This window comes from Actinacidiphila acidipaludis (assembly GCF_019890725.1).
GTDB classification, from domain to species: Bacteria; Actinomycetota; Actinomycetes; order Streptomycetales; family Streptomycetaceae; genus Actinacidiphila; species Actinacidiphila acidipaludis.
The window spans coordinates 22,241-47,554 of record NZ_JAINZZ010000037.1 but is presented as its reverse complement, the minus strand read 5'-3'; the positions used below and the strand labels follow the sequence as shown (position 1 = coordinate 47,554).

Sequence of the window (25,314 nt, the reverse complement as noted above, 5' to 3'; positions counted from 1 at the left end):
CGGTGGCGGTGACGGCCGCGGGGTGCGGTTCCGGTGGGTCCTCGCAGGGCGCGTCGTCGGACGATTCGGTGCCGGGGTCGCCCGGGTCTCACTCCCCCACGTCGGCCGGCGCCTCGAACCCGACCGGCGCGACAAGCCCAACCGACCCGCCCACGCCCTCGGGCACGCCGGACCCGTCCGGGACCGTAGGTGTGGCCTCCCGCGTGGCGTACTTCTCAGCCTCGGACGCGGCGCCCGGCGATCTGCGTGAAGTGGTGCGGTCGCGAGCTGCGTTGCAGACCCTGGTGGGCCGTGTCGCGGCGCGTGACGGGCGGGCGGCTGCGGCGATCACCGCGGGGACACGCACGACGGACTTCTCGCGTTCGGTGCTGGTGGCGTGGGTGCAGGTCACGGGGTGCAGTCGGGCGACGTCGGCGGGGCTGGGCGTGGTCGGTGACCGGCTGGTCCTGCTCGTGAACCAGCCGAAGCCACTGCCGGAGTGCTTCGCCGCGGACCGCGTGACGGTGGTGTTCGAGGTGCCGAAGGAGCGGGTGCCGGCGCACCCGGTGTTCGCGGCATCAGGTCTCCACTCGCACGGGTAACCGGCTGTGGGCGCGGGCAGCCAGTCACCGGTCGCGGCTCCCGGCGCACCTCCCGCGCTGGGCCGCACCGAGCCGCCCGCCAGCCCACCGGTCCGCCAACCCACAAGCCCGCCGACCCGCAAGCCCGCCCGGGGAGCCTTCGGCAGAAACTTCCCGGATCAGCAGGGCACCCTGGTACTCACTTTCATCCGACGGGCACACTCTTCCCGTCCGGAAGGAGTCCGCCGTGGACCGTCCCACCTCCCTCTCACCCGTCACCTCCCACAACCGCCCCTCCCCTCTGTCCCCTCTGTCCCCTCTGTTCTCTTCACCCGAGACCGAGGCGCCGGGTCCGGGCGGCCTGCCGGTGTCGGGCCTGACCGACACCGAGCGCCAAACGGTCCGCGCGCTGATCGAGCGGATGACGCTGGAGGAGAAGGTCGGCCAGTTGTTCGTGATGCGGGTCTTCGGAGCGTCCGCGACCGAGCCGGACCCTGCCGACGTCGCGGCGAATCAGGCCGACATGGGGGTGGACAGCGCCGCGGAGCTGATCGCCCGCTACCACCTGGGCGGGATCGTCTACTTCGCCTGGGCCCACAACACCCGTGACCCGCACCAGATCGCGGAGCTGTCCAACGGGATCCAGCGGGCGGGGCTGGCCGCCGCCACTCCCGTCCCGCTGCTGGTGGCGATCGACCAGGAGCAGGGCGCGGTCGAGCGGATCGGGGCGCCGGCCACACGCTTCGGCGGCGCGATGGCGCTCGGCGCGAACGGCAGCCCGGACGACGCCTTCACCGCGGCGCGGATCGTCGGCGCGGAACTGGCCGCGATGGGCGTCAACCAGACCTACGCGCCGGTGTGCGACGTCAACGTCAATCCGGCGAATCCGGTGATCGGGGTGCGTTCCTTCGGCGCCGATCCTGACCGCGTGGCGGCGTTGGCCGCGGCGCAGATCCGCGGGTACCAGGCGGCCGGGATCGTGACCGCGGCCAAGCATTTCCCCGGGCACGGCGACACCGTCGCGGACAGCCATGTCGCCCTCCCGGTCATCACCCACTCCCCCGACCGGTGGGAGAGCGTGGACGCGACCCCCTTCCGGGCGGCGGTCGCCGCGGGCGTCGACTCGGTCATGACCGCGCACATCCTGGTTCCGGAGCTGGACGGTTCGGATGATCCGGCGACGCTGTCCCGTCCGGTCCTCACCGGTCTGCTGCGTGAGCGGCTCGGCTACGACGGGGTGGTGGTCACCGACGCGCTGAACATGCGGGGCGTGCGGGAGAAGTACGGCGACGACCGGGTTCCGGTGCTCGCGCTGCGGGCGGGTGCGGACCAACTGCTGGATCCGCCGGATCTGGAGGTGGCGTACCGGAGTGTGCTGGCTGCCGTGCGGTCGGGCGAGCTGACCGAGGAACGCCTGGACGAGTCCGTCGCGCGGCTGCTGACGCTGAAGGTCCGCAGGGGCCTGTTCGACAGGCCGCCCACGACGCGCGAACGGGTCGACGAGGTCGTGGGTTCGCGGCCGCACCAGCAGGCGGCGGACGCGATCACCGAGCGCGGCGTCACGCTGCTCGCCGCCGACGCGGGGGTGCTGCCGCTGACGCGCCATGCGGATCGTGAGGTGCTGGTGGTGGGCGCGGACCCGGCGGCTCCCTCGGGCACGGGCGGTCCCCCGACGGCGGTGCTGGCGCGAGCACTGTCCGAACTCGGGCTTTCCGCTCGGGCGTTGTCCACCGGCGGTGCGCCCACCGGCGACCGGATCGACGCGGCGGTGGCCGCGGCGCGCGACGGCGCGGGGGCCGTCGTCGTCGCCACGTACAACGTGACGGCGGACGGGACCGGGCAGATCGCCCTGGTGGAGGCCCTGGTGGCGACGGGCGTCCCGGTGGTCACCGTGGCGATCCGCAATCCGTACGACATCGCGTTCCTGCCGCCGGTGGCGGCGTCGCTGGCGACCTACGGCTGGACGGACGTGTCGATGCGTGCCGCCGCGCGGGTTCTCGCGGGTGTGGCGTCGCCGGCCGGCCGCCTGCCCGTGGCGGTTCCCCGGGCCGGCGACCCGGACGACGTCCTGCTGCCGGTCGGCTTCGGGTTGACCGCCGGTGCCTGACCGGCGGTCAACCGGGAAGGACGGGTGACCGTCAGGCGGCGGCCGCCACCTCGCCGCTGAAGGTGCGCCACAGTTCGGCGTAGTGGCCGTCGCGGGCGAGCAGCGCCTCGTGCGTCCCGTCCTCGACGACGCGGCCGTGGTCGAGGACCACCACGCGGTCGGCCCGGGCCGCTGTGCTGAGGCGGTGGGCGACGACGAGGGTGGTGCGGCGTATCGCGAGCCGGTCCGCGGCCCGGTTGACCATGGCCTCGGTGGCGAGGTCGAGGGCGGCGGTGGCCTCGTCGAGGAGGAGGATCGCGGGGTCGACGAGCTGGGCGCGGGCGAGGGCGATGAGCTGCCGCTGCCCGGCGGACAGGTTGCGGCCGCGTTCGGCGACCTGGTGGAGGTAGCCGCCGTCGAGGGTGGCGATCATCGCGTCGGCGCCCACGGCCCGCGCGGCGGCCTCCACTTCGGCGTCGGTGGCGTCCATCCGGCCGTAGGCGATGGCGTCGCGCACGGTCCCCGGGAACAGGTAGGGCTCCTGGGGGACGACGCCGAGACGCTGCCGGTAGCCGGTGAGGTCGAGGTCGCGGATGTCGGTGCCGTCGACGACGACCGCGCCCGCGGTGGGGTCGTAGTAGCGGGCGACCATCTTGACGAGGGTGGACTTGCCGGCGCCGGTCTCGCCGACGAACGCGACGGTCTGCCCTGCCGGGATGTGCAGGTCGATGCCGCCGAGGGCCTCGGTGCCGTCGGCGTCGGGGCCGCCGTAGCGGAAGTGCACGTCGCGGAACTCGATGTCGCCGCCGAGGGCGCTGACGGCGCGCGGCGTGGTGGCGGCCGGGGTGGCGGTGGGTTCCCGCAGCAGTTGCCGGATGCGGCCCAGGGACACGCTGGCCTGCTGGTAGCCGTCGAAGACCTGCGAGAGCTGCTGGACGGGCGAGAAGAACAGGTCGATGTAGAGCAGGTAGGCGACCAGGGCGCCCGCGCTCAGGGTGCCGGCGCTGACGCGGTGGGCGCCGACGATCAGCACGAGGGCGGCGGCGACGCTGGACAGCAGCTGCACGAACGGGAAGTAGACCGAGATGAAGAACTGGCCGCGTACGCGGGCCTTGCGGTAGTCGTCGCTGCGGTCGCTGAAGCGCGCGGCGCCGTTCCGCTCGCCGCGGAAGGCCTGGACGACGCGCAGCCCGGCGACGTGCTCCTGCAGGTCGGCGTTGACGACGGCGACGCGCTCGCGGGCGAGTTCGTAGGCCTTCACCGACTTGCGGCGGAAGATCCAGGTGGCGGCGATGAGCACGGGGAGGGTGGCGAAGACCAGCAGGGCGAGTTCGACGTCGATGGCGAGGAGCGCCACGAGGATGCCGGCGAAGGTGAGCACGCTGACCAGGGCGGTGACCAGGCCGGTCTGCAGGAACGTGGACAGGGCGTCCACGTCGGTGGTCATGCGGGTCATGATCCGGCCGGTGAGTTCGCGTTCGTAGTAGTCGAGGCCGAGCCGGTGCAGGTGGGCGAAGATCTTGACGCGCAGGGTGTACAGGACGCGTTCGCCGGTGCGTCCGGTGAGCAGCGTGGAGCCCCATTCGGCGGCCCACTGGGCCAGGACCAGGCCGAGGCCGACCAGGGACGCGACCCAGACGGCGCTGAGGGCCTGGCGGCGCACCCCGGCGTCGATGCCGTGGCGGATGAGGACGGGGAGCAGCAGGCCGGCCAGGGCGTCGACGGCCACCAGCAGCAGGCTGAGCAGGAGGGGGGCGCGGAAGCCCTTCAGCAGGCTGCCGAGGCCGAACCGCTGGTCGGCGGCGCGGGCGGCGTTCTCGTCGATGTCGGGGGTGTCGTCGGCGGGGGGCAGGGCCTCCACCTTGGCGAGCAGCTCGGGGGTGGCGGGCATCCCGGCGAGGGCCCCGGCCATCCCTCCGTGGCCGGGGCCGCCGGCGGGTGCGGGAGTGGCGGGTGAGCCGGGGCGCGGCTCGCCCGTGGGGCGGCGGTCGGCCGGCCACAGTTCGGGGGTGACGCCGCCCGCGAGCCGCCCGTCGCCGGTCCCGGGTCCCGCGCCGGTGGCGGCCTCGATGCCTCCTTCGGCTTCAGTGCTGGTTCCGGCGCCGGTCCGGGCCGCGGCCGCGCCGGCCGGGTCGAGGGTGACGACGTCGGCGCCGAGGGCGTCGGGGTCGGTGAGCAGCGCCCGGTACAGGGGGCTGCGCGCTTCGAGTTCCTCGTGGGTGCCGACGTCGGAGAGCCGTCCGGAGTCGAGGACGGCAATGCGGTCGGCGAGCGCGAGGGTGGAGCGGCGGTGGGCGATCAGCAGGGTGGTGCGGTCGCGCATGACCTCGGTGAGCGCCTCGAAGATCTCGGCCTCGACGCGGGCGTCGATCGCGGAGGTGGCGTCGTCGAGCAGCAGCAGCCGGGGGTCGGTGAGGATGGCGCGGGCCAGGGCCATGCGCTGCCGCTGGCCGCCGGACAGGGTCAGGCCCTGTTCGCCGACGACGGTGGCGTAGCCGTCGGGCAGATCGGTGATGAAGCCGTGGGCCTGGGCGGCCACGGCGGCCGCGGTGATCTCCTCGTCGGTGGCGTCGGGCCTGCCGTAGGCGATGTTGGCGCGGACGGTGTCGGAGAACAGGAAGCTGTCCTCGGGGACCAGGCCGATCACGGACCGCAGGGAGTCGAAGGTCAGGTCGCGGACGTCGGTGCCGCCGATGCGCACGGCGCCGCCGGTGACGTCGTAGAGGCGGGGCAGCAGCAGCGACAGGGTGGACTTGCCGGAGCCGGAGGCGCCGACGACGGCGACGGTCTCGCCGGGTTCGATGGTGAGGTCGAAGCCGTCGAGGACCGGCCGGTCGGCGGTGTAGCCGAAGGTGACGTGGTCGAACTCGACGGTGGCGGGGGCGTCGGGCGCGAGGGTGGTGCCGCCCTCCTGGAGGGTGGGCCGGGTGTCGATGAGTTCGAGGACGCGTTCGACGCCGGCGCGCGCCTGCTGGCCGACGGTCAGCATCATGGTGAGCATCCGGACCGGCCCGGTGAGCTGGGCGAGGTAGGTGGAGAAGGCCACGAAGGTGCCGAGGGTGATCTGGTGGCGTGCGGCGAGCCAGCCGCCGAGCGCCAGCATGCCGATCTGCCCGAACGACGGGACGGCCTGGAGCGCGGGGGTGTAGCGGGCGGTCAGCTTGACGGTGCGCAGCCGTCCGGCGAACAGGCGCCGGCTGACGGTGCGCAGCTTGTCCATCTCCTGCTGTTCCTGGCCGAAGCCCTTGACCACGCGCACGCCGGTGACGGAGCCGTCGACGATGCCGGCGACGGCCGCGGCCTGGCCCTGGGCGTACCAGGTGGCGGGGAAGAGCCGTTTGCGGGACCGGTCGGCGATGAACCACAGCGCCGGCGCGACGGCCAGGGCGATCAGGGTGAGCAGGGGCGACAGGACGAGCATGACGACGAGCGAGAGCAGGAACAGCAGCAGGTTGCCGATCATCATGGGCGTCATGAACAGCAGGCCCTGGATGAGCTGCAGGTCGCTGGTGGCGCGGCCGACGACCTGGCCGGTGCTCAGCTCGTCCTGACGGCGGCCGTCGAGCCGCATGATCGTGCCGAACATCTCGTTGCGCATGTCGTGCTGCACGTCCAGCGCGAGGCGCCCGCCGTAGTAGCGGCGCACATAGGTGAGGACGTACACCACGACGGCCGCGGCCACCAGGGCGACGGCCCAGGGCGCGAGAGGCTTGTCGTGCTTGACGATGACGTCGTCGATGATCACCTTGGGCACCAGCGGCACCAGGGCGGTGACGGCCATGCCTCCGAGGGACGCGCCGAGGGACAGCCATACGTTGCGCCTGTACCGCCAGCAGTACGCGAGCAGCCGCCGCAGCCACCCCGGTTCCGGGGTCTGCTCGGCCGTTCGCTGCGCTTTCGCCGTCCTCACGCGGTCCTCCCACCGATCATCGGGCACTCTCCGTCGGCTGCCCCGCTCACCGCTCTTCTTCACCGAGGCTGGAACACGCCGGGCTGCGCATTTCATCCTCCCCCACCACCATCAACGACCAAGGTCGCACATCCGTGCGACCTTGGTCGTAGTCCTTCGGGGTGATTCGGAGGGTGCGTGCGTTGACGCTCAGGCTCCCGCGGCGCCCGTGGCCGCCGCCCGGCCGGTCTCCGCGTCCGCGGTCGTCGCGGCGGCGGCGATCTGCCGCGTCATGATCGTCGTCAGCTCGTACGCGGTGTGCGAGGCGGCCACGGACGTGATCTCGGCGTGGTCGTAGGCCGGGGCGACCTCGACCACGTCGGCGGACACCAGCCGGCAGCCGGCCAGGCAGCGCAGGATCTCCAGCAGTTCGCGGGAGGTCAGTCCGCCGGCCTCCGGGGTGCCGGTGCCGGGCGCGTGCGCGGGGTCCAGGACGTCGATGTCGACCGAGACGTACAGCGGGCGGTCGCCGATCCGCTCGCGCAGCTGCTGGGCCACCTCGTCGACACCGCGGCGCATCACGTCGGCCGAGGTGACGATGCCGAAGCCCATCTTGGCGTCGTCGTCGAGGTCCTGCTTGCCGTAGAGCGGGCCGCGGGTGCCGACGTGGGACAGCGCGGAGGTGTCGAGGATGCCTTCCTCGACGGCTCGCCGGAAGGGCGTGCCGTGGGTGTAGGCGGCGCCGAAGTAGGTGTCCCAGGTGTCCAGGTGCGCGTCGAAGTGCAGCAGGGCCACCGGGCCGTGACGGCGGGCGACGGCGCGCAGCAGGGGCAGGGCGATGGTGTGGTCGCCGCCGAGGGTCATCAGGCGCGCGCCGGTGCCGAGCAGCCCGTCGGCGGCGGCCTCGATCGTCTCGACGGCCTCGTTGATGTCGAACGGGTTGGCGGCGATGTCGCCGGCGTCCGCGACCTGGGCCAGCGCGAACGGCGAGGCGTCCTGCGCGGGGTTGTAGGGGCGCAGCAGGCGGGAGGCCTCACGGACGGCGTTGCCGCCGAAGCGCGCGCCGGGCCGGTACGACACGCCGGCGTCGAAGGGCACGCCGACGACGGCCACGTCCGCGGTGCCGACCTCGTCCAGCCTCGGCAGCCGGGCGAAGGTCGCCGGCCCGGCGTAGCGGGGGATGCGGGAGGAGTCGACGGGGCCGCGCGGCTGGGCGCTGGTCATGGCAGGCCTCTCTCTGCTCGGGGTTCAGCGGCCGACCCTACGTCTCTGCCCGATCGCGCCGGAATGTACGTTTCCTCCAATCGGCCGGGCCGATTACGCCTCCGCGTCGATCAGGAGGGTGCGCGGACGGCCGCCCGGCGGGGACGGGACAATGTGTGCATGCCACTGGATCCCGCGCCTGCCGCGCCCTCGCGCCGTGACCTCGCCGAGCACCTCGTCCGCACCCGGATAGCCGGGGACGTCGCGACCAGCCGGGAGAACAACCTCGACCACTACCGGGCGCTCGCGGCGGGTGACCGCTACTACTGGCTGGGGCTGGACTTCGGCGACCGCTGGAGCGACCCGTCCGCGGTTCTGGAGCTGATGGTGGAGCGCTGCGGGGTGGTCGCCGACCCGGCGCACCTGAGCGGCCAGGACACCATCGGCCCGCAGCTCACCCTGGACGCGCTGGACCGGATGGCGGACGTGCTGCGCAAGGCGGCGGAGAACCGCTCCCGGGTGCTGCTGGCGACCGGGCACCCGGCCGGGATGTTCGCGGTCCACCATGTGCTGGCGGCGGCGCTGCGGGAGGCGGGCTGCACGGTGGCCGGTCCGGCGGAGCCGCTGTACGCCGACGGCGGGGAGGTGCGGCAGCTGGCGGGCGTGTTCATGCTGCACCGGGGCGGCGGGCTGGTGCACACGCACTCCCCCGAGCCCATGCAGCGGGTCCTGGACGCGCTGGAGCGCGACGGCGAGCCGCTGCCCGATCTCGTGGTAGCCGACCACGGATGGGCCGGGCACGCCGGGTCCCGGGGCATCGAGACGGTGGGGTTCGCCGACTGCAACGACCCGGCGCTGTTCGTCGGGGAGGCCGAGGGCAGCATCAGGGTGAGCGTCCCGCTGGACGACAATGTGGCGCCGCAGCTGTACGCGCCGCTCACCGCCTACCTGCTGACCCGGGCGAGGCTGCCCCGGCCCGCCTGACCCCCAGGGGCGCGGCGCGGCGTCACGGGCTGCTCGAATTCACAGGCCGCGCGGCCTCACAGGGACCGCGGCTTCACAGCGTGCGCGGCACCCTGACCAGGCCCTCCTGGATGACGGAGACCGCGAGGCGGCCGTCCCTGGTGTAGATGCGGGCGGTGCCCAGGCCCCGGCCGCCGGAGGCGGAGGGGCTCTGCTGGTCGTACAGCAGCCATTCGTCGGCGCGCAGGGGGCGGTGGAACCACATGGCGTGGTCCAGGCTGGCGCCGACGACGTCGCCGACGGCCCAGCCGCCGCGGCCGTGGGCGAGCAGCACCGAGTCCAGCAGCGTCATGTCCGACACATAGGTTGCCAGGCAGATGTGCAGCATGGGGTCGTCGGCGAGCTTGCCGCGGGCGCGGAACCACACCTGGGAGCGGGGTTCGCGGGTGACGCCCGCGGTGAGGAACGGCGGGTCCTCGACGTAGCGCAGGTCGATGGCCGCGCGTGCCTCCAGCAGGCGGTCCACGACGCGCCGGTCGGGGAACTTGTCGGCGTGGGCGGGCAGGAGTTCCTCGGCGCTGGGCAGCGTCTCGGGGTCCGGGGCGTCCGGCATCGGCTCCTGGTGCTCCAGGCCCTCCTCGTGGACCTGGAACGACGCCGAGAGATGGAAGATCGGCTGGCCGTGCTGGATGGCGACGACGCGCCGGGTGGTGAAGGAGCGGCCGTCGCGGATGCGGTCGACCTCGTAGACGATGGGCGCGCCGGGGTCGCCGGGCCGCAGGAAGTAGGCGTGCAGGGAGTGCGCGAGGCGCTCCTCGGGCACGGTGCGGCCGGCGGCGACCAGGGCCTGGGCGGCGACCTGGCCGCCGAAGACCCGCGGCACCACCGCGGAACGGCTCACCCCGCGGAAGATGTCCTGCTCGATGCGCTCCAGGTCGAGCAGGGCGAGCAGGGACTCCAGCGGCTGCGGATCGCCGTCCGCGGGGGTGCCGTTCACAGGATGGTCCGTTCGTCGTCGTACGGACTGGCCGTACGGGGGCGTTCCGCTTGTCCTCGGGCCGGATCAGCCGGCGGCGCCGGTCACAGCCCCATCGACTTGGCGATGATCGACTTCATGACCTCGCTGGTGCCGCCGTAGATGCGGTTGACCCGGTTGTCGGCGTACAGGCGGGCGATCGGGTACTCGTTCATGTAACCGTATCCGCCGTGGAGCTGCAGGCAGCGGTCGATGACGCGGGAGGCGACCTCGGTGCAGAACAGCTTCGCGGAGGCGGCGTCGGCGGCGGTCAGCTCGCGCCGGTCGTGGGCGTCCAGGGCGCGGTCGACGACCGCTTCGGCGGCGTCCACCTCGGCCTTGCAGGCGGCGAGTTCGAACTTCGTGTTCTGGAAGGAGGCCACGGTCTTGCCGAAGACGGTCCGGTCCTGGACGTAGTTCTGGGCGAAGCGGATGGCGGCGGCGGCCTGGGCGTAGGCGCCCACGGCGATGGCCAGGCGCTCCTGCGGCAGGTTCTGGCCGAGGTAGGAGAAGCCCTTGCCCTCCTCGCCGAGGAGGTCCTCGACGGGCACCTGGACGTCGGAGAAGGACAGCTCGGCGGTGTCGGAGGTCTTCAGGCCGAGCTTGTCGAGCTTGCGGCCGACGGCGTAGCCGGCGGACTTGGTGTCGACGACGAACAGGGAGATGCCGGCGCGGCGGTCCTCGGGGGTGGCCGGCGCGGTGCGGGCGCAGACGATGACGCGGTCGGCGTGCACGCCGCCGGTGATGAAGGTCTTGGCGCCGTTGAGCAGGTAGTGGGTGCCGTCGGCGGACAGCTTCGCGGTGGTCTTCATGCCCGCCAGGTCGGAGCCGGTGCCGGGTTCGGTCATGGCGATGGCGAACATGGTCTCGCCGCTGACGAAGCCGGGCAGCCAGCGCTTCTTCTGCTCGTCGGTGGCGTAGGCCATCACGTAGGGCAGGCACAGGCCGGTGTGGACGCTGCTGCCGCCGAAGCTGACGCCCGCGCGGGCGCACTCCTCGCTCATGACGGCCTGGAACTTGAAGCTCTCCTCGCCCGCGCCGCCGAACTCCTCGGGGACCTCGATGCCGAAGACGCCCAGCTCACCGAGCTTGTAGTAGAACTCGCGCGGGGCCTGCCCCGCCTCCAGCCACTGGTCGTACACCGGGACGACCTCGGCCTCGATGAAGGCGCGTATCGTCTCGCGGAACGCCTCGTGGTCCTCGTTGAACACCGTACGACGCACAGCGCGCCTCCCATCGACGAGCGAGCGGACCTGGACACCGGATTAAGCAAGCGCTCAGTAAGTTACCGGTCGGTCCGCGGAGCTGTCCAGGGCAGCCCGTCGTCGAGAGTGGCCAGCGCGCCCAGCGCCAGGCGGCGCAGCAGGGCCGCCATCGCAGCCCGGTCCGGCACACTGCTGCGCGCGCCGAGGTGCGGGGTGGAGTTGATCAGGCCGAACACGGCGTGCACGGCCGCCCGGGCCTCCAGCTCGGTGGCCCGCGGGTAGACCCGGCGCACGACGCCGACCCACTCCTCGACGTACTGGCGCTGCAGCTGGCGCACCAGTTTGCGGTCGGACTCGCGCAGCCGGTCCAGTTCGCGGTCGTGCAGGGTGATGAGCGGGCGGTCGTCGATGGCGAAGTCGATGTGGCCGCGGATCAGCGCGTCGAGCGCCGCGACCGGGTCGTCGGTCTCCGCGACCCGCATCCGCCCGGCGGTCAGCAAGCGGTCGCTGATCCCGACGAGCAGTTCGGCCAGCATGGCGTCCTTGCCGGCGAAGTGACGGTAGAGCCCGGGGCCGCTGATGCCGACCGCGGCCCCTATCTCGTCGACGCCGACGCCGTGGAATCCACGCTCGGCGAAGAGCCGCGCGGCCTCCCTGAGGATCTGCTCGCGCCTGCCACCGGCCGTCTTCGTCGGGTTCATACGATCGAGTCTAGACAACCGGGTTAGCGACCGTTAACGTGGAGTCATCACGTTAACGCTCGCTAACATCCGGGGGGCCGAACCATGGCAGCACCCGCCTTGTCCAGCGCCGCAGATCCGGCGTCGGAGGCTTACCGCGTCAACACCCAGGCGCACACCTCGCTCAGCGAATCGCTGCGCGAGAAACTCGCCACCGCCCGCCTCGGCGGCGGCGAGAAGGCCCGCGCACGGCACACCGCGCGCGGCAAGCTGCTGCCCCGCGACCGGGTGGACCACCTGCTCGACCCCGGCTCCCCCTTCCTGGAGCTCGCGCCGTTGGCCGCCGACGGGATGTACGACGGGCAGGCCCCCGCTGCCGGCGTCATCGCCGGGATCGGCCGCGTGGCGGGCCGCGAGGTGGTGGTCGTGGCCAACGACGCCACCGTCAAGGGCGGCACCTACTACCCCATGACGGTGAAGAAGCATCTGCGGGCCCAGGAGGTGGCGCTCGACAACCGCCTGCCCTGCGTCTACCTGGTGGACTCCGGCGGCGCCTTCCTCCCCCGCCAGGACGAGGTCTTCCCCGACCGCGACCACTTCGGCCGGATCTTCTACAACCAGGCCACCATGTCCGCCCGCGGCATCCCGCAGATCGCCGCCGTCCTCGGCTCGTGCACCGCGGGCGGCGCCTATGTGCCGGCGATGAGCGACGAGGCGGTGATCGTGCGGAACCAGGGCACGATCTTCCTCGGCGGCCCCCCGCTGGTGAAGGCGGCCACCGGCGAGGTCGTCACCGCGGAGGAGCTGGGCGGCGGCGAGGTGCACGCGCGGACCTCTGGCGTCACCGACCACCTCGCCGAGGACGACGCCCACGCGCTGAGCATCGTCCGCGACATCGTGGCGACACTGCCGGTGCGCGGCGCGGCGCCGTGGACGGTGCGGCCCGCCGAGCCGCCGGCCGTGGACCCGGCCGGGCTGTACGGGGTGGTGCCGGTGGACTCCCGTACGCCGTACGACGTGCGGGAGGTCATCGCGCGTCTGGTGGACGGCAGCCGCTTCGCGGAGTTCAAGGCGGAGTACGGCACCACGCTGGTCACCGGCTTCGCCCATGTGCAGGGCCATCCGGTGGGCATCGTGGCCAACAACGGCATCCTGTTCGCCGAGTCCGCCCTCAAGGGCGCGCACTTCATCGAGCTGTGCGACCAGCGCGGCATCCCGCTGCTGTTCCTGCAGAACATCTCCGGGTTCATGGTGGGCCGGCAGTACGAGGCCGGCGGCATCGCCAAGCACGGCGCCAAGATGGTCACGGCGGTCGCCTGTGCCCGGGTGCCCAAGCTCACCGTGGTCATCGGCGGTTCCTACGGCGCCGGCAACTACTCGATGTGCGGGCGCGCCTACAGTCCCCGCTTCCTGTGGATGTGGCCCAACGCCAAGATCTCGGTGATGGGCGGCGAACAGGCCGCCTCCGTGCTGGCCACCGTCAAGCGCGACCAGCTCGCCGCGGCCGGCGAGAAATGGGGCGAGGACGAGGAGGAGGCGTTCAAGGCCCCGGTCCGCGAGCAGTACGAGACCCAGGGCAACGCCTACTACGCCACCGCCCGGCTGTGGGACGACGGCGTGATCGACCCGCTGGAGACCCGCACCGTCCTCGGCCTGGCCCTGACCGCCTGCGCCAACGCCCCCCTGCCCACCGCCGACCCGACCGCGCCGGGCTACGGCGTCTTCCGGATGTGAGTGCCGTGACGATCACCCCTGGCGCCACGGCGCCCTCCCTGCTCGACACCGTCCTCGTCGCCAACCGCGGTGAGATCGCGGTCCGGGTGCTGCGCACCCTGCGCGAGCTGGGCGTGCGCTCGGCGGCGGTGTTCACCGACGCGGACGCCGACGCCCGGCACGTCCGCGAGGCCGACACCGCGGTGCGGGTGGGCAGTTACCTGTCGGCCGCCGACCTGGTGCGGGCCGCCGAGGTCGCGTGCGCCCAGGCCGTTCACCCCGGATACGGCTTCCTCGCCGAGAACGCCGCGTTCGCCCGCGCCTGCACCGAGGCGGGGCTGGTCTTCATCGGTCCCCCGGCCGAGGCGATCGAGCTGATGGGCGACAAGATCCGGGCCAAGGAGACGGTCCGGGCCGCCGGGGTCCCGGTCGTGCCCGGCAGCAGCGGCAGCGGCCTGAGCGACGCCGAACTGGCCGACGCGGCACGGGAGATCGGCATGCCCGTACTGCTCAAGCCGTCCGCGGGCGGCGGCGGCAAGGGCATGCGCCTGGTGCGGGACGCCGCCGCGCTCCCCGAGGAGATCGCCGCGGCCCGTCGCGAGGCCCTCGGGTCCTTCGGCGACGACACCCTGCTGGTGGAGCGCTGGGTCGACCGACCGCGGCACATCGAGATCCAGGTGCTGGCCGACGGCCACGGCAACGTGGTGCACCTGGGCGAGCGCGAGTGCTCGCTGCAGCGCCGCCACCAGAAGGTGATCGAGGAGGCCCCCTCGGTCCTGCTGGACGAGGCGACCCGTGCCGCCATGGGCGAGGCGGCTGTACAGGCGGCCCGGTCCTGCGGCTACACCGGCGCCGGCACGGTGGAGTTCATCGTGCCCGGAGCCGACCCCGGCGCCTACTACTTCATGGAGATGAACACCCGGCTGCAGGTCGAGCACCCGGTGACGGAACTGGTCACCGGCCTGGACCTGGTGGCGTGGCAGCTGCGGGTCGCCTGCGGGCAGCCGCTGGACTTCGCCCAGCAGGACGTCACCCTCACCGGGCACGCCGTCGAGGCGCGGATCTGCGCGGAGACCGCGCGGGCGGGCGACGGACGGGTGGACTTCCTGCCCTCGGCCGGCACCGTGCTGCGGCTGCACGACGCGGACGGCCCCGGCGTGCGGGTCGACTCCGGCCTGGCCGCGGGCACCGAGGTGGGCACCGCCTACGACCCGATGCTGGCCAAGGTCATCGCCCACGGCCCGGACCGGGCGACCGCGCTGCGTCGGCTGCGGGCGGCCCTGGCCGACACCGTGGTGCTGGGCCTGGACACCAACACCGGGTTCCTGCGCCGCCTGCTGGCCCACCCGGCCGTGGTCGCCGGAGAGCTGGACACCGGCCTGATCGACCGGGACGCCGCGGGACTGCTGCCGGACGGAGTGCCCACGGAGGTCTACGCGACGGCGGCCCTGCTGCGGCAGCGGGCACTGGAGCCGGCTCCGGGACAGGACGGCTGGACCGACCCGTTCGCGGTGCCCAGCGGCTTCCGGCTCGGCGGCGAACCGGCGTGGACGGTGCACCACCTGCGGGTGCCGGGCCATGACCCGGTGACCGTGCGGGTGCGGCCCGGCCTGGTGCGGATCGGCGACGACGCGCCGTTCGCGGCGACGCTGACGGCCGACGCGGACGGCTCGCGGGTGCGGCTGCACGCCGGCGGCACCGTGACGACTTTCCACCAGGCGGGCGGCGAGTGGCTCGGCCGGGAGGGCGACAGCTGGCGGGTCCAGTCCTACGACCCGGTGGCCGCCGCCCTGCGCGGCGCCGCGGCCGGCGCGGGCGCCGACACCCTGACGGCGCCCATGCCGGGGACCGTCACGGTGGTCAAGGCCGCCAAGGGGGACGAGGTCACGGCGGGTCAGAGCCTGCTCGTGGTCGAGGCGATGAAGATGGAACACGTGATCACCGCACCGCACGACGGGACGGTCGCCGAGATCGACGTCGTGGTGGGGGCGACCGTCGCCATGGACCAGATCCTGGCGGTCGTCACGCCCACGGCGCTGAACGAGGAGGCGTCATGACCGGAACCGGCGCGTCGTCCGCGCTGCCCGCGGGGCTGCCGATGGCCGTACCCCAGGAGGGGCTGCCGGAGCGGGTCCGCATCCACGAGGTGGGGGCGCGCGACGGCCTGCAGAACGAGAAGGCCACCGTGCCGACCAAGATCAAGGCCGAGTTCGTGCACCGCCTGGCGGACGCCGGACTGTCCACGATCGAGGCGACGAGCTTCGTGCACCCCGGCTGGGTGCCCCAGCTGGCGGACGCCGACGAGCTGATGCCGATGCTCTCCGGTCTCGCCGGGCGGGACCCCGAGGTGCGGCTGCCCGTACTGGTGCCGAACGTGCGCGGGCTGGGGCGTGCCCTGGACCTGGGGGTCCGCGAGGTCGCCGTGTTCGCCAGCGCCACCGAGTCCTTCGCCCGGGCCAATCTCAACCGGACGGTCGACGAGGCGCTGGCGATGTCGGAGCCCGTCGTGACCCGCGCCAAGGAGGCCGGCGTCCGGGTGCGGGGCTACCTGTCGATGTGCTTCGGCGACCCCTGGGAAGGTCCGGTGCCCATCGCCCAGGTCGCGGCCGTCGCCCGCCGCCTGTACGCGATGGGCTGCGACGAGCTGAGCCTGGGCGACACCATCGGCGTGGCCACGCCCGGCCACGTCACGGCCCTGCTCGACGCCCTCACCGGCGGCCGCACCCCGGACGGCGCGGATGCCACACCCGTTCCGGTCGAGCACCTCGCCGTCCACTTCCACGACACCTACGGCCAGGCACTGGCCAACACCCTGGCCGCGCTCCGGTGCGGTGTCACGGTCGTCGACGCCTCCGCCGGCGGCCTCGGGGGATGCCCCTACGCCAAGAGCGCCACCGGCAACCTCGCCACCGAAGACCTCGTCTGGATGCTGCACGGCCTCGGCGTCCGCACCGGGGTCGACCTCGACCGCCTCAGCGCCACAAGCGTCTGGATGGCGGAGCAGCTGGGACGGCCCAGCCCGTCCCGTACCGTCCGCGCCCTGACCCACCAGGAGCAGTAGTCATGTCGATCGATCACCGTCTGTCCGACGAGCACGAGCAACTGCGCGCCACCGTGGCGGAGTTCGCCCAGGACGTCGTCGCGCCCAAGATCGGCCAGTTCTACGAGCAGGAGGAGTTCCCGTACGAGATCGTGCGGGAGATGGGGCGGATGGGCCTGTTCGGGCTGCCGTTCCCCGAGGAGTACGGCGGCATGGGCGGTGACTACCTCGCACTCGGCCTCGCCCTGGAGGAACTGGCCCGGGTCGACTCCTCGGTGGCCATCACCCTGGAGGCCGGGGTGTCGCTGGGCGCCATGCCGGTCTTCCGCTTCGGCACCGAGGAGCAGAAGCGCACCTGGCTGCCGAAACTCTGCTCCGGCGAGATGCTGGGCGCGTTCGGGCTGACCGAGCCCGAGTGCGGCTCCGACGCCGGCGGCACCCGCACCACCGCGCGGCTGGACGAGTCCACCGGCGAATGGGTGATCAACGGCACCAAGTGCTTCATCACCAACTCCGGTACCGACATCACCGGCCTGGTCACGGTGACCGCGGTGACCGGCCGCACATCCGAGGGCCGGCCGCGGATCTCGTCCATCATCGTGCCGTCCGGCACCCCCGGCTTCACGGTGTCGAAGAAGTACAGCAAGGTCGGCTGGAACGCCTCCGACACCCGGGAGCTGTCGTTCATCGACTGCCGCGTCCCGGCGGCGAACCTGCTGGGCGAGGAGGGCCGGGGCTACGCGCAGTTCCTGCGGATCCTCGACGAGGGCCGGATCGCGATCTCCGCGCTGGCCACCGGTCTCGCGCAGGGCTGCGTCGACGAGTCGCTGAAGTACGCGCAGGAGCGGGAGGCCTTCGGGCGGCCGATCGGGGCCAACCAGGCGATCCAGTTCAAGATCGCCGACATGGAGATGCGGGCCCACACCGCGCGCCTTGCCTGGCGGGACGCCGCATCCCGGCTGGTGAGCGGGGAGCCGTTCAAGAAGGAGGCGGCGCTGGCCAAGCTGTACTCCTCCGAGGTCGCGGTGACCAACGCCCGTGAGGCCACGCAGATCCACGGCGGGTACGGGTTCATGAACGAGTACCCGGTGGCCCGGATGTGGCGGGACTCGAAGATCCTGGAGATCGGCGAGGGCACCAGCGAGGTCCAGCGCATGCTGATCGCCCGGGAGTTGGGCCTGGCCGCCGGATAACGCCGGGGCCGGGCGACCGGGCCTGGGCGACCGGGCCCTGGGCGACCGGGCCGTGAGAGTCCGGCAAGCGACGTCGCCCGGACACCGAACAACTGAACAACCGCCGCCGGACAGGCACAGCGCGGCGAGGGTGACGGACGGGACCTCCGGGACGTCGAGTTAGGTTAGGCTAACCTAACTCGACCGACCAACGAGAGGTCCGCCCATGCGCTCACACCTGCTCAACGACACCACGACGGAGCACTATCGACGCTCCGTCACCCGGGGAGTCGAGCGGGTGGCGGCCACCCTCGCCGCGACCGACCGGCCGTTCACCGGCATCACCCCCCAGGCGCTCGCACCCCGGATCGACGCGATCGACCTCGACCGGCCCCTGGGCGACACCACCGCCGCCCTGGACGAACTCGAGTCGGTCTATCTGCGGGACGCCGTCTACTTCCACCACCCCCGCTACCTCGCCCACCTCAACTGCCCGGTGGTCATCCCCGCGGTGACCGCCGAGGCCGTGCTGAGCGCCGTCAACTCCTCGCTCGACACCTGGGACCAGAGCGCCGGCGCCACCCTCATCGAACGCCGGCTCGTCGACTGGACCGCGGCCCGCCTCGGCCTGGGCCCGCGGGCCGACGGCGTGTTCACCAGCGGCGGCACCCAGTCGAACCTGCAGGCACTGCTGCTGGCCCGCGACGAGGCGCTCGCCGCCGGCGCCGACCCGGCCCGGCTGCGCGTCCTGGCGAGCGAGTGCGGCCACTTCAGCGTGCAGAAGTCCGCCGCCCTGCTCGGGCTGCCCGCAGGAGCCGTCGTCACCGTCCCCTGCGACGCCGGCAAGCGGATGCGGACCGACGCCCTCGCCGCCGAACTCGAACGCTGCGCCCGCGAAGGCCTGACGCCGATGGCCGTCGTCGCCACCGCCGGGACCACCGACTTCGGCTCCGTCGATCCGCTGCCCGCCATCGCCGCGCTCTGCGGCCGGCACCGCGTGTGGCTGCACGTCGACGCCGCCTACGGCTGCGGGCTGCTGGTCTCCCGCACCCGTCGCCACCTGCTGAACGGCATCGAGCACGCCGACTCGGTGACCGTGGACTTCCACAAGTCCTTCTTCCAGCCGGTCAGTTCGAGCGCCGTGCTGGTGCGGGACGCCGCGACCCTGCGCCACGCCACCCATCACTCCGACTACCTCAACCCGCGCCGGGCCGTGGCCGAGCGCATCCCCAACCAGGTGGACAAGTCCCTGCAGACCACCCGCCGGTTCGACGCGCTCAAGCTGTGGATGACGCTGCGGGTCATGGGCGCCGAGGGCGTGGGCGAACTCTTCGACGAGGTACTGGACCTCGCCGAGCGGGGGTGGCTGATGCTGGACGCGGACCCGCGGTTCGAGGTCGTCACCCGGCCCACTCTGTCCACGCTGGTCTTCCGCTGGATCCCGCCGGAGTCCGACGCCGTGACGGCCGCCGGCACCTCCGCCGCCGTCGCGCCCGCCGGCACCTCCGCCGTCACCCCCGCCGACGTCGACCGCGCGAACCTCCAGGCCCGCAAGGCCCTGGCCGCCTCGGGCGAGGCGGTCGTCGCGGGCACCACCGTGCACGGCCGCCATCACCTGAAGTTCACCCTGCTCAACCCGGTGACCACCACCGACGACATCGCGGCCGTCCTCGACCTGATCGCCGGGCACGCCGCCCGCTGCCTCAACCTGGGAGAGACCCTTGCCCACGCCTCGTGACGCGGCCCCGCGCGAACCGGACTTCATCGGCATCGGCCTCGGACCGTTCAATCTGGGCCTGGCCTGCCTGACCGAGCCGATCGACGGCCTGACCGGCGTCTTCCTGGAGAGCAAGCCCGATGTCGACTGGCACTCCGGGATGTTCATCGAGGGCGCCACCCTGCAGACGCCGTTCCTCTCCGACCTGGTGACGCTCGCCGACCCCACCTCGCCCTACAGCTTCCTGAACTACCTCAAGGAATCCGGGCGGTTGTACTCCTTCTACATCCGCGAGAGCTTCTATCCGCTGCGCGAGGAGTTCAACGACTACTGCCGCTGGGCCGCCGCCCGCCTGCCCTCGGTGCGCTTCGGCAGGACCGTCACCCGCGTCACCTACGACGAGGGCGACGGCCGCTACACGGTGACCACCGGCGACGGCGAGGAGTACCGCGCGCCGCGGCTCGTGCTGGGCACCGGGACCCCGCCGTATGTGCCGCCCGCTGCCGAGGGCATCGGCGGCGACGCCGTGCACGCCTCCGGATACCTGGCCGCCCGGGAGCGGCTGCGCGCCAAGAGCAGCGTCACCGTCGTCGGCAGCGGGCAGAGCGCCGCCGAGATCTACCACGACCTGCTCCAGGACATCGACACCCACGGCTACACGCTGAACTGGGTGACCCGCTCACCGCGGTTCTTCCCGCTCGAATACACCAAGCTCACCCTGGAGATGACCTCCCCGGAGTACGTGGACTACTTCCACGCCCTGCCGCCGGCGGTCCGCGAGCGGCTCGGCGCCTCCCAGAAGAACCTGTACAAGGGCATCAGCACCGAGCTGATCAATGCGATCTTCGACCTGCTCTACGCCAAGAACCGCAAGGGCAAGGTGCCGACCCGGCTGCTCACCAACACTTCCCTCGACCGTGTGCGCCACGACGCCGCCACCGGCGGCTACACGCTGGAGCTGCGCCAGCGCGAGCAGGGCCGCGACCACACGCTGACCACCGAGGGCCTGGTGCTGGCCACCGGATACCGCTACCGGGTACCGGAGTTCCTGACCCCGGTCCGCGACCGCATCCGCTGGGACGCCCAGGGCCGCTACGACGTCACCCGCGACTACGCGATCGACGTCACCGGTCACGGCGTCTACGTCCAGAACGCGGAGCTGCACACCCACGGCTTCGCCGCGCCCGACCTCGGCATGGCCGCCTACCGCAACTCCCGCATCATCCGCGAGCTGCTCGGCGGCCGCGAGCCGTACCGCATCGAGACGGCCATCGCCTTCCAGGAGTTCACCGCATGACCGCCACCCCGGCCCCCCGCCCGACCACGGCCGCGCCCCCGCCGGTATCCGAACGCGCACCCGCCCTCCACTCCCCCGCCGGCTTCACCTTCCGCCCGGTCGACCCGCGCGCCGACGCCGCCCTGCTGCACCGCTGGGTCACGCACCCCAAGGCCGTCTTCTGGCTGATGGCCGACGCCAACCCGTACGACGTGGAACGCGCCTACGCCGACATCGCGCAGGCGCCCCACCAGGACGCCTTCGTCGGCCTGTCCGACGGAAGGCCCGCTTTCCTGATGGAGCGCTACGACCCGGCGCGGGTGGAACTCGCCGGGCTGTACCCGGCGGAACCCGGCGACGTCGGCATGCACTTCCTGGTCGCGCCGGCGGAACAGCCGGTGCACGGCTTCACGCGTGCCGTGATCCGCGCGGTGATGACGGAACTGTTCGCCGATCCGGCGACCCGCCGGGTGGTGGTCGAGCCGGACGTCCGCAACACCGCCGTCCACGCGCTCAACCGGACGGTCGGCTTCGAACCCGCCGCCCGCATCACCACCCCGCACAAGGAAGCCCTGCTCAGCTTCTGCACCCGCGCGCAGTTCGAGGCGACCCGGTGACCGCCGCCCCTGCCGGGACAGTCGACACCGACGGCGCCACCGCCCACCTCACTCCCGAGAGGTGGCAGCGGGCCACCCGCCATCTGATCCGCAAGGCCCTCGCCGAGTTCTCCCACGAGCGCCTGCTCACACCGGTCCCGCTCGGCCCGGCGCCCTCCACCCCCGGCGGGCCCCGCGGCTACCGCGTCACCAGCGACGACGGCCGCACCGCCTACCGCTTCACCGCCGAGCTCCTCGCCCTGGACCACTGGCACATCGACCCGGCCTCGATCACCCGGCGGGCAGCCGGAGAGGCAGCGGAAGAAGCAGGGGACGCCCCGGCCGGCGGGGAGAGCGAACTCCCCCTCGACGCCCTCGCGTTCTTCACCGATCTGCGGGCGACCCTGGGCCTGGGCCACCGCGTACTCCCCCTCTATCTGGAGGAGATCACCGCGACGCTGTCCTCGCTCGCGTTCAAGGACGTCGTGCACCGGCGGACGGCGGCCGACCTGCTGGCGGCCGGGTTCCAGGCCGTGGAGAGCGGCATGACCGAGGGCCACCCCTGCTTCGTGGCGAACAGCGGCCGCATCGGCTTCGGCGCGCGGGACCTGGTGCGGTACGCGCCCGAGGCGGGCGCGCCGGTGCGGCTGACCTGGGTGGCGGCCCGCCGTGACCTCGCGGACTTCAGCGCCGGGGCCGGTCTGGACTACGCGACGCTGATCGCCGCCGAGCTGGATCGGGCGACCCGCGCACGGTTCGCCGCGGTGCTCTCGGCCCGCGGCCTGGACCCGGACGGCTATCTGCTCATCCCCGTCCACCCCTGGCAGTGGGAGCACCGGCTCGCGGTGACCTTCGCCGGCGAGGTGGCCCGGGAGCACCTGGTGCTGCTCGGGCCGGGCGACGACGACCACCTGGCCCAGCAGTCCGTCCGCACGTTCTTCAACGTCTCCCGGCCCGACCGCCACTACGTCAAGACCGCCCTGTCCGTGCTCAACATGGGCTTCCTGCGCGGCCTGTCCGCCGCCTACATGGCCGCCACCCCGGCGATCAACGACTGGCTGGCCGCACTGATCGCGGCCGACCCGACGCTGACCGCCGCACGCTTCTCGATCATCCGCGAGCGGGCCGCGGTCGGTTACCGTCACCGGCCCTTCGAGGAGGCCACGCAGAAGGGATCGCCGTACCGGAAGATGCTGGCGGCGCTGTGGCGGGAGAGCCCAATCGCCGGCCTGGAACCGGGACGTTCGCTCGTCACCATGGCGTCGCTGCTCCACGTCGACGCGGCCGGCGGCTCGCTGGCGGCGGTGCTCGTCGCCCGGTCGGGCCGGTCACCGGAGGCGTGGCTGCGCGGCTACCTGGACGCGTACCTGGTGCCGGTGCTGCACAGTCTCTTCGCCTACGACCTGGCGTACATGCCGCACGGCGAGAACGTCATCCTGGTGCTCGGCGAGGACGGCGGGAGCGTGGAGCGCGCGGTGTTCAAGGACATCGCCGAGGAGATCGTGGTGATGGACCCGGCCGCCGCACTGCCGCCGGAGGTGGCGCGGATCAGGGCGGAGGTCCCGGAGGAGCTGCGGGCGCTGTCGGTGTTCACCGACGTCTTCGACTGCTTCCTGCGGTTCCTCGGCGCGACGCTGCACACCGCGGGCGTGCTGGACGAGGCGGCGTTCTGGCGTACGGTCGCGGACTGCGTGACGGGCTACCAGGAGGCGCATCCGGCGCTGGCGGAGAAGTTCGCGCGCTACGACCTGTTCGCGCCGCGGTTCGCCCTGTCGTGCCTGAACCGGCTCCAACTGCGGGACAACCAGCAGATGGTGGACCTGGCCGACCCGTCGGCGGCGCTGCAGTTCGCGGGGACCCTCGCCAACCCGCTGGCCGCACACCGGCCCCCGGCCCGCAAGGAGGCCCCGGTCTCCCGGTCCGCCTGAAGACCGGCCCGTCCGTCGGCGTCCGTGCCCGTCAGCACGCGTCAGCACACGTCAGCACACGTCAGCACACGTCAGCACACGTCACGGCGCGTCAGTGCCCGCCGCCGCCCAGTCCACCTCGGGCGACCGGTAGAAGCCGATGCCCAGCTCCTGCCACCGCGGTCCCTGCGCGGCCAGCCGCACCCGGTAGGCGTTCCAGTCGTGGGCGGCCGCCGGGGACCAGCCGAGTTCGGCGATCCCCGGCAGCCGCGGGAAGGCCATGTAGTCCACGTCGGCGTCGGTCCTGATCGTCTCGGTCCACAGCGGGGCCTCGACCCCGGCCACCGCGCCCGCGGGCAGGCCGGCGATGAAGGTCGCCGGGTCCCAGTCGTAGGAGGTGCGCACGTCGACGTAGCCCGCCCAGTGCTGGCCGAGCGGGGTGGTGGAGGTGTACTGCATGTCGAGGTAGGCGCGGTTGGCCGGGGACATGATGACCCGGGTGCCGTGCTTCGCCGCGTCCACGACCGCGGTCTCGTTGCCGGCGGTCCCCCAGTACTGGACGAGGGCGCCGGGCACCGGGTGCGCGGAGTCGAGCTGGTGCCAGCCGATGACGGTCTTGCCCTGGGCGGTGACGATCGGCTGGACCTTGTCCATGTACGTGACGTAGTCCGCGGCGCTGGTGGAGTGCGCCTCGTCGCCGCCGATGTGCAGGTACGGGCCCGGGGTCAGCGCGGCGACCTCGCGGATCACCGCGTCGAGGAACGCGTACGTCTCGGCCTTGGGCACGCACAGCGAGCTGAAGCCGACCTTGGTGCCGGTGTAGAGCGGCGGGGCGGTGCCGTCGCAGTTCAGCTCGGGGTACGAGGCGAGGGCCGCGTTGGTGTGGCTGGGGCCGTCGATCTCGGGGACGACGGTGAGGAAGCGGCTCGCGGCGTAGCGGACGATCCGCCGGTAGTCGTCCTGGGTGTAGGAGCCGCCGGGGCCGCCGCCGACCCCGGTGCTGCCGCCGTACAGCGCGAGCCGGGGGCGGGAGCCGATCGCGATCCGCCAGCCCTGGTCGTCGGTGAGGTGCAGGTGCAGCGTGTTGACCTTGTACAGCGCGAGTTCGTCGATGTACCGCTCGACCTGGGCGACGGTGAGGAAGTGCCGGGCGACGTCGAGCATCGCGCCGCGGTAGGCGTACCGGGGGACGTCGCGGATGTCGGCGTCGGGCACCGTCCAGGCGGCGCCGGGCACCGCGGTGCGGCTCTCCACCCGCGCGGGCAGGAGCTGGCGCAGGGTCTGCACGCCGTGGAAGAGCCCGGCGGCGGTGCGGGCGCTGATGGTCACCGCGCGCGGGGTGGTGCGCAGCCGGTAGCCCTCGTCGCCGAGGCCGCGGTCGGTGTCGCCGAGGGCCAGCACGATCGCGCCGGGGGCCGCCGCGGCGGCGCCGCTCCGCGTCCCGGCCGGCACCGGCACCACGGGCAGCGGATAGCCGGTGGAGGGCCGCAGCAGGGCCGCGGCGTAGCCGGCGACCCGGCCGGCGTCGGCGGACCCGCGGGTCACCTCGACGGCGGTGCCGCGGGTGATCCGGAACGTGCCGCCGCCGGCGCGGACGGCGGCCGGGACGGGCACCACCCGGGATCCGACGGTGGCAGCGGCCGGCGCGGCGGCGGGCTCGGAGGAGGAGGCGCTCCTGGCCCCGGCCGCGCCGGCGCCCGCGGCGAGCATCAGCGCGCACAGCACCCGCGGCAGCGTGCCGCGCGCGGTCCGGGCCCGGGCGGGCGGGTCCGCACCGGGGCCTGCGGCGTCCAGTCGTCTCACGCACCACGACTAACCCGCGCGGTCCCGCGCGGTCAAGACGGCCCCGCGGGGACGGCGCCGCGCCACTCCCCTGCCGCGCACAGATCACTCATTTGGCCGCGCTTGTCCGGTCAGCCTGCCCGAAATCGGGCAGAATTCTTGCAAACCAAAGATGATCACACCAGTATCAACGCGTGCTCGAACGCCGGACGTCCTACGAGGACCTGATCGACCACCTGGTGCGCACCACGTCGCTGCACCGCGGCGAGGCCACCCGGGTGGTCCTGGACGTCCTGGCGTACTTCGACGAGACGACCGAGGAGTTCGTCCGCCGCAGACACCGTGAGCTCCAGGCGAAGGGCCTGGTGAACGCGGAGATCTTCGAGCGGATCGCCGAGGAGCTGCCGCACCGGGCGGTGGCCCCCGCGGCACTGTCCCAGCGCCAGCTCCGCCGGATCGTCTACGGCTGAGCCGTTCCCGCCGGGCAGGACCCGGCCGCGGACGGCTCGC

18 protein-coding genes are annotated in these 25,314 nt (G+C 72.9%); 12 read left to right on the top strand and 6 right to left on the bottom strand.

Annotated elements, in window-relative coordinates; translation table 11 throughout:
• Nucleotides 1-203: 203 nt before the first annotated feature.
• Both K7862_RS24765 and K7862_RS24760 read left to right on the top strand, forming a co-directional pair.
• Nucleotides 204-581, top strand: coding sequence for a hypothetical protein (locus tag K7862_RS24765; RefSeq protein WP_222966232.1), 378 nt, complete (start codon nt 204-206; stop codon nt 579-581).
• A gap of 289 nt (nt 582-870) precedes the next feature.
• Nucleotides 871-2,667, top strand: coding sequence for a glycoside hydrolase family 3 protein (locus tag K7862_RS24760; RefSeq protein WP_372461661.1), 1,797 nt, complete (start codon nt 871-873; stop codon nt 2,665-2,667).
• Nucleotides 2,668-2,698: 31 nt separating this feature from the next.
• Here K7862_RS24760 and K7862_RS24755 read toward each other — a convergent pair whose 3' ends face one another.
• Nucleotides 2,699-6,652: an ABC transporter ATP-binding protein gene (locus K7862_RS24755; protein WP_222966230.1), complete on the bottom strand. Its 3,954-nt coding sequence runs from the start codon at nt 6,650-6,652 to the stop codon at nt 2,699-2,701.
• Nucleotides 6,653-6,745: 93 nt separating this feature from the next.
• Entirely contained in the window at nt 6,746-7,759 is a 1,014-nt protein-coding gene (gene speB / locus K7862_RS24750) for an agmatinase (RefSeq protein ID WP_222966228.1), read from the bottom strand.
• A 159-nt stretch (nt 7,760-7,918) separates the two neighbouring features.
• Here speB and K7862_RS24745 point away from each other — a divergent pair, with 159 nt between their 5' ends.
• A complete protein-coding gene (locus K7862_RS24745) occupies nt 7,919-8,722 on the top strand; it encodes a phosphatase (protein ID WP_222966226.1) in 804 nt (267 codons plus the stop codon).
• Nucleotides 8,723-8,795: 73 nt separating this feature from the next.
• Here the strand turns inward: K7862_RS24745 and tesB are convergent, their stop codons facing one another.
• The 3 genes from tesB to K7862_RS24730 all read right to left on the bottom strand — a co-directional run bounded on the left by tesB (nt 8,796) and on the right by K7862_RS24730 (nt 11,622).
• Entirely contained in the window at nt 8,796-9,698 is a 903-nt protein-coding gene (gene tesB / locus K7862_RS24740; protein ID WP_308012161.1) for an acyl-CoA thioesterase II, read from the bottom strand.
• An 83-nt stretch (nt 9,699-9,781) separates the two neighbouring features.
• A complete protein-coding gene (locus K7862_RS24735) occupies nt 9,782-10,939 on the bottom strand; it encodes an acyl-CoA dehydrogenase family protein (protein ID WP_222966224.1) in 1,158 nt (385 codons plus the stop codon).
• Nucleotides 10,940-11,001: 62 nt separating this feature from the next.
• Nucleotides 11,002-11,622: an SACE_7040 family transcriptional regulator gene (locus K7862_RS24730; protein WP_222966222.1), complete on the bottom strand. Its 621-nt coding sequence runs from the start codon at nt 11,620-11,622 to the stop codon at nt 11,002-11,004.
• Between the two features lie 84 nt (nt 11,623-11,706).
• Here K7862_RS24730 and K7862_RS24725 point away from each other — a divergent pair, with 84 nt between their 5' ends.
• The 8 genes from K7862_RS24725 to K7862_RS24690 all read left to right on the top strand — a co-directional run bounded on the left by K7862_RS24725 (nt 11,707) and on the right by K7862_RS24690 (nt 23,043).
• Nucleotides 11,707-13,335 carry a carboxyl transferase domain-containing protein gene (locus K7862_RS24725; RefSeq protein ID WP_222966220.1) on the top strand — a complete coding sequence of 543 codons (1,629 nt, stop codon included), beginning with the start codon at nt 11,707-11,709 and terminating at the stop codon, nt 13,333-13,335.
• 38 nt (nt 13,336-13,373) lie between these two features.
• Nucleotides 13,374-15,371: an acetyl/propionyl/methylcrotonyl-CoA carboxylase subunit alpha gene (locus tag K7862_RS24720; protein ID WP_222966284.1), complete on the top strand. Its 1,998-nt coding sequence runs from the start codon at nt 13,374-13,376 to the stop codon at nt 15,369-15,371.
• Nucleotides 15,368-16,375 carry a hydroxymethylglutaryl-CoA lyase gene (locus K7862_RS24715; RefSeq protein ID WP_222966218.1) on the top strand — a complete coding sequence of 336 codons (1,008 nt, stop codon included), beginning with the start codon at nt 15,368-15,370 and terminating at the stop codon, nt 16,373-16,375. Before K7862_RS24720 ends, K7862_RS24715 begins: the two co-directional genes overlap by 4 nt.
• A 2-nt stretch (nt 16,376-16,377) precedes the next feature.
• A complete protein-coding gene (locus K7862_RS24710) occupies nt 16,378-17,547 on the top strand; it encodes an acyl-CoA dehydrogenase family protein (protein ID WP_262413739.1) in 1,170 nt (389 codons plus the stop codon).
• A gap of 205 nt (nt 17,548-17,752) precedes the next feature.
• Nucleotides 17,753-19,264, top strand: coding sequence for a pyridoxal phosphate-dependent decarboxylase family protein (locus K7862_RS24705; RefSeq protein WP_222966216.1), 1,512 nt, complete (start codon nt 17,753-17,755; stop codon nt 19,262-19,264).
• Nucleotides 19,248-20,540, top strand: a complete 1,293-nt coding sequence (locus tag K7862_RS24700; RefSeq protein ID WP_222966214.1) for a lysine N(6)-hydroxylase/L-ornithine N(5)-oxygenase family protein — start codon at nt 19,248-19,250, stop codon at nt 20,538-20,540. The genes K7862_RS24705 and K7862_RS24700 overlap by 17 nt, the downstream gene beginning before the upstream one ends.
• Nucleotides 20,537-21,136 carry a GNAT family N-acetyltransferase gene (locus tag K7862_RS24695; protein ID WP_222966212.1) on the top strand — a complete coding sequence of 200 codons (600 nt, stop codon included), beginning with the start codon at nt 20,537-20,539 and terminating at the stop codon, nt 21,134-21,136. Before K7862_RS24700 ends, K7862_RS24695 begins: the two co-directional genes overlap by 4 nt.
• A complete protein-coding gene (locus K7862_RS24690) occupies nt 21,133-23,043 on the top strand; it encodes an IucA/IucC family protein (protein ID WP_222966210.1) in 1,911 nt (636 codons plus the stop codon). Before K7862_RS24695 ends, K7862_RS24690 begins: the two co-directional genes overlap by 4 nt.
• Before the next feature lie 81 nt (nt 23,044-23,124).
• Here the strand turns inward: K7862_RS24690 and K7862_RS24685 are convergent, their stop codons facing one another.
• On the bottom strand, nt 23,125-24,732 hold the full coding sequence (locus tag K7862_RS24685) for a beta-N-acetylhexosaminidase (protein WP_222966282.1): 1,608 nt from the start codon (nt 24,730-24,732) through the stop codon (nt 23,125-23,127).
• A 266-nt stretch (nt 24,733-24,998) separates the two neighbouring features.
• Here K7862_RS24685 and K7862_RS24680 point away from each other — a divergent pair, with 266 nt between their 5' ends.
• Nucleotides 24,999-25,274, top strand: a complete 276-nt coding sequence (locus K7862_RS24680) for a hypothetical protein (RefSeq protein WP_222966208.1) — start codon at nt 24,999-25,001, stop codon at nt 25,272-25,274.
• Nucleotides 25,275-25,314 lie beyond the last annotated feature (40 nt).